The 13,384-nt window shown below is 71.7% G+C and carries 9 protein-coding genes; 3 read left to right on the top strand and 6 right to left on the bottom strand.

All coding sequences use genetic code 11. The features are described 5' to 3' along the window. Window positions 1-1,104: 1,104 nt before the first annotated feature. Entirely contained in the window at window positions 1,105-1,374 is a 270-nt protein-coding gene (gene rpsT / locus QJS33_RS29665) for a 30S ribosomal protein S20 (protein WP_220562658.1), read from the bottom strand. A 183-nt stretch (window positions 1,375-1,557) separates the two neighbouring features. Continuing rightward, window positions 1,558-2,466 carry a hypothetical protein gene (locus QJS33_RS29660; RefSeq protein WP_306371383.1) on the bottom strand — a complete coding sequence of 303 codons (909 nt, stop codon included), beginning with the start codon at window positions 2,464-2,466 and terminating at the stop codon, window positions 1,558-1,560. A 197-nt stretch (window positions 2,467-2,663) separates the two neighbouring features. Between QJS33_RS29660 and lepA the strand changes: the two genes are divergently transcribed. Then, window positions 2,664-4,502, top strand: a complete 1,839-nt coding sequence (gene lepA / locus QJS33_RS29655; RefSeq protein WP_306371382.1) for a translation elongation factor 4 — start codon at window positions 2,664-2,666, stop codon at window positions 4,500-4,502. 416 nt (window positions 4,503-4,918) lie between these two features. On the opposite strand, the gene QJS33_RS29650 is transcribed toward lepA, so the two are convergent. From QJS33_RS29650 to QJS33_RS29635, 4 genes are all read right to left on the bottom strand, one after another. Then, window positions 4,919-5,809: a sugar ABC transporter permease gene (locus QJS33_RS29650; protein WP_306371381.1), complete on the bottom strand. Its 891-nt coding sequence runs from the start codon at window positions 5,807-5,809 to the stop codon at window positions 4,919-4,921. Beyond that, window positions 5,806-7,419, bottom strand: coding sequence for an ABC transporter permease subunit (locus QJS33_RS29645; RefSeq protein WP_306371380.1), 1,614 nt, complete (start codon window positions 7,417-7,419; stop codon window positions 5,806-5,808). Before QJS33_RS29645 ends, QJS33_RS29650 begins: the two co-directional genes overlap by 4 nt. Before the next feature lie 2 nt (window positions 7,420-7,421). Then, entirely contained in the window at window positions 7,422-8,663 is a 1,242-nt protein-coding gene (locus tag QJS33_RS29640) for an extracellular solute-binding protein (RefSeq protein ID WP_306371379.1), read from the bottom strand. 407 nt (window positions 8,664-9,070) lie between these two features. Then, on the bottom strand, window positions 9,071-10,672 hold the full coding sequence (locus QJS33_RS29635) for a glycoside hydrolase family 13 protein (RefSeq protein WP_306371378.1): 1,602 nt from the start codon (window positions 10,670-10,672) through the stop codon (window positions 9,071-9,073). A gap of 96 nt (window positions 10,673-10,768) precedes the next feature. Here QJS33_RS29635 and QJS33_RS29630 point away from each other — a divergent pair, with 96 nt between their 5' ends. Together QJS33_RS29630 and hemW are read left to right on the top strand one after the other, a co-directional pair. Continuing rightward, on the top strand, window positions 10,769-11,830 hold the full coding sequence (locus tag QJS33_RS29630; RefSeq protein ID WP_306371377.1) for a LacI family DNA-binding transcriptional regulator: 1,062 nt from the start codon (window positions 10,769-10,771) through the stop codon (window positions 11,828-11,830). Between the two features lie 268 nt (window positions 11,831-12,098). After that, window positions 12,099-13,331 carry a radical SAM family heme chaperone HemW gene (hemW, locus tag QJS33_RS29625; protein WP_306371376.1) on the top strand — a complete coding sequence of 411 codons (1,233 nt, stop codon included), beginning with the start codon at window positions 12,099-12,101 and terminating at the stop codon, window positions 13,329-13,331. Window positions 13,332-13,384 lie beyond the last annotated feature (53 nt).

Below are 13,384 nucleotides of genomic sequence, written 5' to 3'. Positions count from 1 at the left end.
CGATGCCGCCGCACCCGCGTCCGGAGGGTGAGCCTCAGCCCGCCCCGTCGCGGCCGTCCCGTCCGTGTGGGGGTGTTCTGTGGTGGGTCGTCGGGTGTCGTCCTGCCGGTCCTTCGGCCATCCGGTGGGGGCCGCTGTCCTGTCTGTGTGGGGGTGTTCTGTGGTGGGTCGTCGGGTGTCGTCCTGCCGGTCCTTCGGCCATCCGGTGGGGGCCGCTGTCCTGTCTGTGTGGGGGTGTTCCGTGGCGGGTCGTCGGGTGCTGTCCTGCCGGTCCTTCGGCCATCCGGTGGGGGCCGCCGTCTCGTCTGTGTGGGGGTGTTCCGTGGCGGGCCGCCGGGTGCCGCCCCGCCCGTCCCCCGGCCACCCGGCGGGAGCGGCCGCCCGGCCCGCGTCGGTGGCCCACGCCTGATCGGCCGCGTGCGGGGTCCCGCCGCCCGGCGTGGGCCCGTTCCGCCCTCGGGGGCGCACGGCCGGGGGTCGTGCCTCCCCGGCCGGGGCGGCGGCCGGGGACGTTCTGCTCGCGTCGGTGGCGTGAGATCGGTTCTCGCGGAGGTGGGCGGCGGTGTGCGGGGCGGGCGGATGCGTACTGCGGCCCGGAGCGGTGCCGGGCCGTGTGCCTCCCGGCCGACCGGTGGATCCGCCGGGTCCGGTGGGCTGCTCCACGGCGGAATCGTCGCTCCGGGGAAGGGCCGGGCGGAGGCGCTCGGTGGTGCCGTCGGTGGGCGGCGGGTGGGGGAGCCGGGCGCCGGTCCACGGGGGCGGATCGCGCGGGGGCGGGGTGCGCACGGTGCGGGTGGCGTCCGGGTCCGGGGGTGTCGGGGCGCGGTCGTGCGGGTCGCGCTCGGGCCAGGCGTCCACCGAGTACGGGGCGCTCGGGATGCCCTCGGCGGGTTCGGGGGCGGGACGCGGGATGCGGGCGCGCAGCCGGCGTGCGGCCGGGGAGGCGTCCAGGCCCAGGGCTCGGAGTCGTTCCTGCTGGTCGTGTCGAGGGGTCATGAGCCCAAGGTAAGGAGCCCGGTCACGGCACGCCAGCGGGGATGTACGGCCTGTGGATAACCCGAAGGCCCGGCCCCCGCACGGGGGCCGGGCCTTCGGTGAAGGGCTCTAGGCGCTCTGCAGGTCGTGCAGGCGCTTGGCGATCGCGCTCTTGCGGTTCGCGGCCTGGTTCTTGTGGATGACGCCCTTGCTCACGGCCTTGTCCAGGGCGCGGGCGGCGGAGCGCTGGGCCACGGTGGCCTGCTCGACGTTCCCGGTCTCGGCAGCCTCACGGAACCGGCGGACGGCCGTCTTCAGCGAAGAGCGCACCGCCTGGTTGCGGACACGGGCCTTCTCGTTCTGCCGAATGCGCTTCTTCTGCGACTTGATGTTCGCCATGCGAAAACGTGCTCCAGTTGATCTGTGCTTGTGCGTCGGTCGGTCCGCGGGCTCTGCTCACGGGCAGCCGTTCCGTGAGCGGCCGACACGGGCGTCGACGCTGGGTGTGTGATTTCCACAGGGCTTGAAAGAACGTGGAAGTCCGAGACACGGACTTCCAGTATGCCGCATGGCGCCCACTGCTCAGCCCAGCCACCCTGCCGTGTAGAGCCGCAGGTCCGCCGGATCGGACAGGCTCACCCCCAGGCGCACCTGCTCGGGCGCCCGCGCCCGGGTCGTTCCGATGCGGATCGCCGCCAGCACCGTCTCCGCCTGCTCGCCGGACGGCACCCCGAAGCGGACCGTCACCTCATCCCGGGTGCGCAGCGCCGCCACCGCCTCGGTCACCTGCCGCACCGTGAACCCGCCGTCCATGGCGTCCGTGGGCATCCCCGGGTCCGTCCCCGGCAGCACCACCTCGTCGGCGTGCTCGGCCACCCGCGCCAGGTACCCCTTGGACCAGTACTTCTCCTCGCCGTTCATGACGAACGACGGGATGCGCCCGCCGGGGGCCGGCTCCACGTGGTGCGCCAGCACCGACAGCACCGCGTCCCCGCCCAGCTCCCCGCGCACCATCTCCATGAGCGTCGGCAGCGACGGGTCGTTGACGGTCACCGGCCGGATCTCCAGGTGCACCCCCGCGTACCCTTCGGCGGCCCGTGCCGCGGCCGGGGCGAGCCGCTCGCGGGCCTGCCGGTCGAACCGGTCGCTCAGCAGCGACGACCCCTCGGTGGCGTGCCGCAGCCAGGCCAGCGCCCGCACGTCCGGGTACCCTTCCACCAGGGGGCGCAGGTCGTCGGCGGCGGTGACGTCCCCCTCGGCGTCGATCTCCCCGGCGAACAGGTACACGGTGTCCACCGCGCCGGTGTCCAGCAGCGCGCGCAGATCGTCGGCGTCGTCGGCGGAGTCCACCCACACGGCGTCGGTCCCCTGGGAGACCGCCCATGCCGCCGGTGTCCCCGAATACTGGGCGGCCAGCAGCACCCCCACCCCGGCCAGGACGACGGCGACCGCCGCCGCACCCGCCAGCAGCCGGGTCAGAAACCACTTCACCGCCGCCACCCCCACCGTTCGTGCGCCCCGAGAGGCTCGGAGGTCGCATAATCTGGACACCGGACAGACCCGCGTGCGCGACCATGATGTCGCACCGTCCGCCGCCCGCCCAAGGGGAGGGCGCGCACTCCTCCATGGGAGGATGGACGACGGCCCCGCGGGCCGCACACCCCGAACCCTTAGTCGAACGGAGCACGGTGGCACAGCCGAACCGGACCGATCCCGCGCTGATCCGCAACTTCTGCATCATCGCGCACATCGACCATGGCAAGTCGACGCTGGCCGACCGGATGCTCCAGATCACCGGCGTCGTCGAGGACCGTCAGATGCGGGCCCAGTACCTGGACCGCATGGACATCGAACGCGAACGCGGCATCACCATCAAGTCGCAGGCCGTGCGCATCCCGTTCACGGCGCTGGACGACAAGACCTACACCCTGGACCTCATCGACACGCCCGGGCACGTCGACTTCACCTACGAGGTCTCCCGCTCGCTGGCCGCCTGCGAGGGCGCGGTCCTGCTGGTGGACGCCGCCCAGGGCATCGAGGCCCAGACCCTGGCCAACCTGTACATGGCGCTGGAGAACGATCTGACGATCATCCCGGTGCTCAACAAGATCGACCTGCCGGCCGCCCAGCCGGAGAAGTACGCCGAGGAACTGGCCGGGATCATCGGCTGCGAGCCCTCCGACGTGCTCAGGGTCAGCGCCAAGACCGGCGAGGGCGTCGAGGAGCTGCTCAACGAGATCGTCCGGCAGATCCCGCCGCCGATCGGCGACGCCGACGCCCCGGCCCGCGCGATGATCTTCGACTCGGTCTACGACACCTACCGCGGCGTGGTCACCTACGTCCGCGTGGTGGACGGCCGCCTCAGCCCGCGCGAACGCATCCAGATGATGTCCACCCGGGCCTCCCACGAGATCCTGGAGATCGGCGTCAGCTCGCCCGAACCCACCAAGTGCGACGGCCTGGGCGTGGGCGAGGTGGGATACATCATCACCGGCGTGAAGGACGTGCGCCAGTCCAAGGTCGGTGACACCATCACCGCCCTGAACCGGCCCGCCACCGAGATGCTGTCGGGCTACCAGGACCCCAAGCCCATGGTGTTCTCGGGCCTGTACCCGATCGAGGGCACCGACTACCCGGTGCTGCGCGACGCCCTGGAGAAGCTCCAGCTCAACGACGCCGCCCTGGTGTTCGAGCCGGAGACCTCGGCGGCGCTGGGCTTCGGCTTCCGCTGCGGCTTCCTGGGCCTGCTGCACCTGGAGATCACCCGCGCCCGGCTGGAGCGCGAGTTCAACCTCGACCTCATCTCCACCGCGCCCAACGTGGTCTACCGGGTGGAGATGGAGGACGGCACCGAGCACGTGGTGACCAACCCGAGCGAGTTCCCGGCGGGCAAGATCGCCGCGATCTACGAGCCGATGGTCAAGGCCACGGTGCTCAGCCCCTCGGACTACATCGGCCAGATCATGGAGCTGTGCCAGGACCGGCGCGGCGACATGCAGGGCATGGACTACCTGTCCGAGGACCGCGTCGAGATGCGCTACACCCTGCCGATGGCGGAGATCGTCTTCGACTTCTTCGACCACCTCAAGTCCCGCACCAAGGGCTACGCCTCCTTGGACTACGAGCCCACCGGCGAGCAGCAGGCCGACCTGGTCAAGGTCGACATCCTGCTCCAGGGCGAGGCCGTCGACGCCTTCTCGGCGATCGTCCACAAGGACAAGGCGTACACCTACGGCGTCGAGATGACCAAGAAGCTGCGCGAGCTCATCCCGCGGCAGCAGTTCGAGGTGCCGATCCAGGCCGCCGTCGGCGCCCGGGTGATCGCCCGCGAGAACATCCGCGCCATCCGCAAGGACGTGCTCGCCAAGTGCTACGGCGGTGACATCAGCCGTAAGCGCAAGCTGCTGGAGAAGCAGAAGGAGGGCAAGAAGCGCATGAAGATGGTGGGCCGGGTCGAGGTCCCCCAGGAGGCCTTCATCTCCGCGCTGTCCACGGACACCGGCGGCGAGGACAAGAAGAAGAAGTAGTCCCGCCGTCCGAGCCGACGAGGGGCGCCCCGGTCTGAACTGCTCCCCGGAAGTTGGACTGAGAAATCGGTTCCGCTTCCGGGGAGTATGTGCATGAACCCGCGTAGTTCACCCACCAGCGAGCAGCGTGCTGCCACTGTGGACCTGTTCGAGGCCGGCCACGGCTTCAAAACCACGGCCTCATCGCTCGGCGTGGGCCGCCAGGCGCTCCGTATCCTGTTCGGGCGATGGAAACCCCATGGTCGAAAGGCCCTTGTGGCCTGGCCTCTCAATCACCGGTCCGACTTCTGGGGTCCGGTTCGGTCGGGGCGCCCCTCGTCGGTGCCGGGGGGAGCGGGCCGCCGCCACCGGAGGCCCGGACGAACGCCGGGGCGCCTCCCGTCGGGAGGCGCCCCGGCCGTGCGTGCGGCGGACGGTCAGCCCTTGACCGCTCCGGCGGTCAGCCCCTCGGTGATGTACCTCTGGAGGAACCAGAACACGATCAGCGTCGGCAGGGACAGCATGATCGCCCCCACCGAGAACATCCCGAAGTTCGCGTTGCGCTGTGACTCCACCAGCTGGTACAGGCCCAGCCCCAGGGTCTTGGCGTCGGTGTCGCGCAGGAACACGCTCGCCATCAGGAACTCGTTGATGGTGGAGATGAACACCAGCAGCCCCACGATCGCCAGCACCGGCGTGACCAGCGGCAGCATGATCCGGAAGAACACCTGCGCGTGGGTGGCCCCGTCGATCTGGGCGGACTCGTCCAGCTCCCTGGGCACCGTGTCGAAGAAGCCCTTCATCAGCCACGTGTTGATGCTCAGCGCCCCGCCCAGGTACACCAGCAGCAGCCCCCACCGGGTGTCGAACCCGACCTCGGGCCGGTACTCGCCGACGGTGCTGAACATCAGGTAGATGGCGACGATCGCCAGGAACTGCGGGAACATCTGGATGATCAGCAGGCCGACCATCCCCACCCGGCGCCCCCTGAACCGCATCCGGCTGAACGCGTACGCGGCCAGCGCCGACAGGAACACCGTCGCCGCGGCGTTGGCCACCGCGAAGAACAGCGAGTTGGCGTACCAGGTCGTGAACGGCGTGTTCCGGAACAGGTCCGCGGCGTTGTCGAACCCGGCCCCGGTGGGCCACAGCCGGGCACTGCTGAGCGTGCCGACGGGGTTGACCGCCGCCGACACCACGAACAGCACGGGGAACAGCGCGAACGCCGCGACCACGATCATCACGACGTGCCGCCAGCCGAACCGCGCCGACCACAGCGCGATCGCGGAGCCGGTGCTGCGCCGGTACCCCCGGGTCGCCGCGGTCATCGGTCCACCTCCTGTAGGGCCTTGCCGCGGCTGAGGCTGATCACCGACATCACCGAGACGATCACGAAGATCATCACGGACAGCGCCGCCGCGTAACCGTACTCGGCGGTGGCCTGGCTGAACGCCATCCGGTACGTGTAGGTGATGAGCAGGTCGGTGGCCCCGGCCGACGGGTCGTCCGGCGGGAAGGGGCCGCCCTTGGTGATCAGCCACACCGCGTTGAAGTTGTTGAAGTTGAACGCGAACGTCGCGATGAGGATCGGCGTCATCGCGACCATGAGCATCGGCAGGGTCACGTGCCGGAACGCCTGCCAGGCGCCGGCGCCGTCGATCCGCGCCGCCTGGGTCAGCTCCCGCGGGATGGCCTGGAGGGCGCCGGTGGCGACCAGGAACATGTACGGGTAGCCGAGCCACACGTTGGCCAGGATCACCGCGAACCGGGCCGTCCAGGCATCGCCCAGCCAGTCGACGTTCGTGCCCAGCAACTGGTTGAACAGGCCGAAGTCGGTGTTGAACATGTCCCGCCACAGCAGGTACATGGCCAGCGAGCTCATCGCGTACGGCAGGACCACCAGGATCCGGTACGCCTTCTTGCCCCGCAGCCGCGGCACGTGCAGGGTGAGGGCGATGGCCAGGCCCACGACGAACACCAGGCCGGTGACGGCCACGGCGAAGCCGATGTTCCACACCAGGATGGTGAAGAACGAGGAGGCGAAGGTGGGGTTGAACAGGAACCGGGCGAAGTTGTCGAAGCCGACGTTCACGCGCCAGCCCTGGGCGAGCCGCTCGCCGTCCTCGCTGTAGAACGCGCCGCGCTCGTCGTCCGCGGTGTAGACGACGCCGGTCGAGGTGTCGGTGACGCAGTCGCACCCGGCGTCGTAGACCCGGGTGGCCCGGCCCTCGTAGGCGGTGGAGAGGCTGTTGGCCCGGATGCCGGCGCCGTCGCCGACGGGGACGGCGAACTCCTCCAGCTCCTGGCTGCGCGCGTTGACCTGCGCGGGGGTCAGGACGGTGTAGCCGAACGCCTCGGTGACCCGGCCGGAGGCGGGGTCGACGGTGGCGTCGTCCAGGGGCCGCAGCCCCTCGATGTCGCCGGCGTAGGCGGTGCCGTCGGAGTCGGTGAGCAGGAAGACCAGCTCGCCGGTCTCGGGGTCGCCGGTGGTCGCGACGGTGAGGCCGAACTCGCGGCCCTGCTCGGCGCGGGTCACCGAGTACGCCTCGATGGCGGCGATCGCCTGTTCCTTGTCGCCGCGGTGGCCGTCGCTGAAGTTCGTGACCGAGGTGCTCATGGTGTAGAGCACCGGCAGGATCTGGAACGCGATCAGGAACAGCACACCGGGGAGCAGGTACTTGAGCGGCACCGTCCTCTTGGACAGGTACACCCAGTACACGAGGACGAGCACGGCCGCGACGACGGCGATGCCCGCCCAGTTGCCGCCGACGTACAGCGGCAGGGCGGCCCAGACGCCCAGGGCCGTGAACAGGCCGAGCAGGGCGATCTTGGCGACCTGGCCCCAGAGGGACCCGGAGCCGGCGAGGCCGCCGCCGGGCGGTGACGTGCGGGCGGGCGCCCCCGGTCCGGGGGCGCCCGCGCTGTTGCGGGAGGACACCCCTAACCGCCGATCTTCTCGGCGATCGTTTCGTGGGTGCTCTCCATGGTCTCGCGCACGTCGGCCCCGCCGATGATCGCGGCCTCGGCCTTGCCCAGGGGCTCCCAGGTCTCGCCCATCTCGGGGATGGACGGCATGGGCATGCCCTCGGCGCCGGCCTCGGCGATGGCGGCGATGTTGGCGTCGGAGGCGGAGACCTCTTCCAGGGCCTCCAGCTGGACCGGGGTGCGCGGGTCGGACTCGTAGAGGCTGAGGATGAACCCGGGGTCGGTCACGTGGTTGGCCAGGAACTCCTGGGCCAGGGCGCTGTTGGCGCTGCCCTCGGTGATGAAGAAGGCCTGGTAGCCGATGTAGGGCCGGGCCGGGCCCTCGCCCTCGAAGCCCGGGATGGGGCTGATGGCGTACTCCAGGTCGGCGGCGTCGGCGTCGCCGATGTTCCACGGGCCCGCGATGAAGAACGGGGCCTCGCCGTCGAAGAAGAGGGAGGCGTCGTTCTGGGTGTCGATGGAGCGGCGCAGTACGCCCTGCCCGGATTCGCCGTACTCGGCGATCTTCTCCATGGCGGCGATGGACTCGTCGCTGTTCAGCCCCAGGTCGTTCGGGTCCCAGTTGCCCTCGGCGTCCTGGCCGAAGAGGTAGCCGCCGGCGGAGGTGAACAGGGCGTTCATCCGGTAGGGGTCGCCCTCCTGGCCCACGGCCATGGACAGCACCTCGCTGGTCTCGCCGCCGTCCTTCAGGGAGGTGCCGACCTCGACGAGCTCCTCGAAGGTCTCCGGGGCGTCCGGGGCCAGCGCGGTGTTGCGCATGAGGAAGATGTTCTCCTGCGAGTACGGCACGCCGAAGAGCTGGCTGTCGTAGGTGAGCGCCTGCACCGAGGTCTCGTCCAGCGTCTCGGCGCGGTGCTCGGGCAGCTCGACGGGCTGCACGGCGCCGTTGCGGACCAGGTTGCCGGTCCAGTCGTGGGCGCCGATGAAGATGTCGGGGGCGTTGCCGGCCTGGTGGGCGTTGAGCAGGTCGCCCTGGATGTCGCCGAAGGCGAGCTGCTGCACGTCGACCCGGACACCGTTGGTGTCGGCGAAGTTCTGCGCGGCGGCCTCGATGGCGGCGGCCCGCTCGGGGTCGGACCAGATGACGAGGGTGGTGTCGGTGTTCTCCTGGGCGTCCTCGTCGCCGCCTCCGCAGGCGGTCGCCATCAGGGCGGTCGCGGCGAGGGCCGCGATCGCCGGTGCGCTGCGCAATCTCATGGTGTCTTCCTTCCGGGAGGACGGACTGAGGAGGTCGTGCGTGCGGTCCGCCGGAGAATCCGGTGCCTGCCGCCGCCGTGCGTGGTGATGTGACGTTAGCAATAACTTGCAATCATTGAAAGAGTTTGCAGGCCTCCTGGATAAAGATGTGGAAACGCCATGGAAACGCCGGTGTGATCCGACGCCGTGCGTCGCCGTGCCGTCACCCTGGGCTGATCGTATCTGTGAGAGCGCACCATTTGGTCACACCATTGCGGCGCCACCTGCAAGAAACCGGCGCAACCCGGCGGTTCTTGCCGGCAACCGGTCCGTACCGGCCGTCCGCCGACCCCGATGCGCCGCCCCCGGATGCGCCGACGGCCGGGCGCCCTCGCGGCGCCCGGCCGTCGGTCCGCTCCGCGAACGGGTCAGGAGCGCAGCCACACCGCGGTCTCGCCCGGCAGGGACAGCACGCCCCCGACCGGTGCGGAGACCTCGCCGCTGGCCAGCAGCACCTCGCCGCCGGTGGCCACCTCCACCGGCTCCGCACCGAGGTTGACCGCCACCCGCACGCCCGGCTCGCGCTCGAAGAACAGCACGCCCTCCGGAGCGTCCAGCCAGGTCATCGCCCCGTCGCCGAGCGCGTCCAGTTCCCGGCGCAGTCCCAGCGCCCGGGTGTACAGCTCCAGCGTGGAGCCCGCCACCCCGCGCTGGGCGTCGCGCGCCAGCGCGCCCCAGCCCTGCGGCATCGGCAGCCATGGGGTGGAACCCGCGGGGCCGAACCCGAACGGCGCCTCGCCGGCCTCCCACGGCAGCGGCACCCGGCAGCCGTCACGGCCCCGCTCGGTGCGGCCCGAACGCTCCCAGGTCGGATCCTGGAGCGCGTCCTCCGGCAGGTCGGTGACCTCCGGCAGGCCCAGCTCCTCGCCCTGGTACAGGTACACCGAGCCGGGCAGCGCCAGCATCAGCAGCGTGGCCGCGCGCGCCCGGCGCAGCCCCTGCTCCCCGCCGCCGAACCGGGTGACGTGGCGGGTCACATCGTGGTTGGACAGCACCCACGTGGTGGTCGCGCCCACGGCGCCGTTGGCCGCCAGGGAACCGTCGATCACCTCGCGCAGCCGCGCCGCGTCCCACGGGGCGGTCAGGTACTCGAAGTTGAACGCCTGGTGCAGCTCGTCGGGGCGCAGGTAGCGGGCCACCCGCGCGGCGTCCTCCACCCACGCCTCGGCGACCATCGTGCGCTCGCCCGGGTAGGAGGCGGCGATCGCCGACCAGCGCCGGTAGATGTCGTGCACGCCGTCCTGGTCGAAGTAGGGCAGCGAGGTGCTGCCGTCGAGCAGGTCCGCCTTGGCGTCCTCGGCGATGTCGGGCAGCGCCGGGTCCTTGACCATGCCGTGCGCGACGTCGATGCGGAACCCGTCCACGCCCCGGTCCAGCCAGAAGCGCAGCACGTCGTCGAACTCGTCGTGCACCTCCTGGGCCGTCCAGTCCAGGTCGGGCTGCTCGGCGTCGAACAGGTGCAGGTACCACTGCTCGGGGGTGCCGTCCGGGCGCTTGAGCCGCGTCCAGGCCGCCCCGCCGAAGATCGACTTCCAGTTGTTGGGCGGCTGCTCGCCGTCGGGGCCCTTGCCGTCCCGGAAGATGTAGCGGGAGCGGGCGGGGTCGCCGGGCTCGGCCGCCACGGCCTCACGGAACCACCGGTGCGCGGAGGAGGTGTGGTTGGGGACCACGTCGATGATCACGCGGATGCCCAGACCGTGCGCCGCCTCCAGCAGCGCGTCGAAGTCCCCGAGGGTGCCGAACCGGGGGTCGACGTCGCGGTAGTCCGCCACGTCGTAGCCGCCGTCGGCCAGCGGGGACACGTAGAAGGGGGTCAGCCAGATCGCGTCCACGCCGAGTTCGGCGAGATGGGGCAGGCGCTCGCGGATCCCGGCGAGGTCGCCCTCGCCGTCCCCGTTCGCGTCGGCGAAGCTGCGCACGTAGATCTGGTAGATGGCCGCATCGCGCCACCAGTGCGACTCATGGGTCATCGTGGGGGTCCTTCCCGGTCGGTGGCTGCAAGTTCTTGCGCAAGGTTACCGCCAACTTTCAACCATGTGACGGCCATCTCGACTAGAGTTGCGACCATGGGTCCACGACTTGCCGACATCGCGCGGCACGCAGGTGTCAGTGAGGCGACGGTCTCGCGGGTGCTCAACGACAAACCGGGCGTTGGCAGCGAAACCCGTAAAGCCGTCCTGACCGCGCTGGACGTCCTCGGATACGAACGCCCCGCCCGGCTGCGCCAGCGTTCCGCCGGCCTCGTGGGCATGGTCATCCCCGAACTGGACAACCCCGTCTTCCCGATGTTCGCCCAGGCGGCGGAGGGGGCGCTGGCCCAGCGCGGCTACACCCCCGTCCTGTGCACGCAGACCCCCGGCGGCATAACGGAGGACGAGTACGTCGAACTGCTCCTGGAGCGCAACGTCTCGGGCATCCTCTTCGTCTCCGGCAAACACGCCGACACCACCGCCTCCCACGAGCGCTACCGCTCCCTGGTCTCCCGGCGGCTGCCCATCGTCCTGGTCAACGGGTTCGCCCAGGAGATCCCGGCGGCGTTCATCTCCTGCGACGACCGCGAGGCCGGACGCCTGGCCGTCGACCACCTGGTGGCCCTGGGGCACACCCGCATCGGGTTCACCAGCGGCCCCGAGCGCTACGTCCCGGTCCGCCGCAAGCTGGAGGGCTACCACGCGGCGCTGCGCGACCACGGCCTGGACGGGGCCGACCTGGTGGAGCTGTCGCTGTTCGGCGTGGAGGGCGGCCACGCCGCCGCCACCCGGCTCATCGACCGCGGCGTCACCGCGATGGTGTGCGGCTCCGACATGATGGCGCTGGGCGCCATCCGGGCGGCCCGCCAGCGCGGCCTGCGCGTCCCCCGCGACTTCTCCGTGGTGGGCTACGACGACTCCCAGCTCATCGCGTTCACCGACCCGCCGCTGACCACCGTGCGCCAGCCGGTCCACGCCATGGCGCTGGCCGCCGCCCGGGCACTGTGCGACGAGATCGCCGGGCATCCCGTCTCCCACACCGAGTTCGTGTTCGGCCCCGAGCTGGTCGTGCGCGGCTCCACCGGCATCGCTCCCGGGGCCGGGGCGGGCGCCCCCCGCGCCCACGACGGCGCCGCCGTCCAGGGCTCCGCGCTCTGAGCGCCCGTCCCGCGTGCGGCCGGGGGCGGCCGGCGGCCGGTCCGCCGTGCTCTGAGCCCGCGGCTCACCGCGGGTGCATCCCGGGGCCGCGGGCGCGGGGTTGCCGGAGCGGGCGCCCGCGCCACCTCCCGTGGCGCGGGAGGGAGTTCGGAGGAGCAGGGCCCGGGGCCGCGGACATGCGACGGAAGGCCCCCTCCCAGGCAGGGGCGGGACCTCCCGGCCGAGCGGTGCGGACCGGGCACACACCCGGGTCGGTGACACTGGGTACATGCCTTCCGTTGCCCTCGACGGCGAACCCGTACCGCGCACCGGCGACCTGCCGGAGGCCTCCCTCGCCGAACTCGGCGACCGGCCGCTCGGGTTCTACGTCCACGTGCCCTTCTGCGTCACCCGCTGCGGCTACTGCGACTTCAACACCTACACCGCCGAGGAGCTGGTCTCCCGCGACGGAACGGCGGTCGCCTCCCGCGACACCTACGCCGACCAGGCCATCGCCGAGATCGCTTTGGCCGACCGGGTCCTGGCGGGCCCCCGGCCGCCGGTGAGCACCGTGTTCGTGGGCGGGGGCACCCCCACCCTGCTGGCCGCCGGGGACCTGGGCCGCATCCTGGCCGCCATCGCCGACCGGTTCGGCCTGGAACCGGGCGCGGAGGTCACCACCGAGGCCAACCCCGAGACCGTCACCCCCGAGTACCTGGCGCGCCTGCGCGAGGCCGGGTTCACCCGGGTGTCGTTCGGCATGCAGAGCGCCCGCGCGCACGTCCTGCGCGTCCTGGAGCGCGGCCACACCCCCGGCCGCCCCGAGCAGTGCGTCGCCTGGGCCCGCGAGGCCGGGTTCGAGCACGTCAACCTCGACCTCATCTACGGCACCCCCGGCGAGAGCGACGACGACTGGCGGGCCTCCCTGGACGCCGCCGTGGCGGCCGGACCCGACCACGTCTCCGCCTACTCCCTCATCGTGGAGGACGGCACCCGCCTGGCCGCCCGGGTACGCCGCGGCGAGCTGGCCGAACCCGACGACGACACCATGGCCGACCGCTACCTCATGGCCGACACGGTGCTCGCCGAGGCCGGGTTCGCCCCCTACGAGGTGTCCAACTGGGCGCGCACGCCCGAGGGCCGCAGCAGGCACAACATGCTCTACTGGACCGGCGCCCACTGGTGGGGCGTGGGCCCCGGCGCGCACGGCCACGTGGGCGGCACGCGCTGGTGGAACGTCAAACACCCGGCCGCCTACGCCGCCCGCCTGGCACAGGGCGCCAGCCCGGCCCAGGCCCGCGAGGTGCTCACCGACCGGGAGCGCCGCTTCGAGCGGGTGCTGCTGGAGCTGCGGGTCGAGCAGGGGTGCCCGCTGGAACTGCTCGAACCCCGGGGGCGGGAGGCCGCCGCCCGGGCCGTCGCCGAAGGCCTGCTGGACGCCGACGCGCACCGCGCGGGCCGTGCCGTGCTCACCCGCCGGGGACGGCTGCTCGCCGACGCCGTGGTCCGCGACCTCACCTGAGCCGCGCCCGCTCGGACGCACGGTGAGGGGCACACGACGAGGGGCCCGGTCCG

This window comes from Nocardiopsis sp. CC223A, from assembly GCF_030766825.1.
Taxonomy (GTDB): Bacteria; Actinomycetota; Actinomycetes; order Streptosporangiales; family Streptosporangiaceae; genus Nocardiopsis.
The sequence above is the reverse complement of the archived record's forward strand: the minus strand, read 5'-3'. Positions and strand labels throughout refer to the sequence as shown.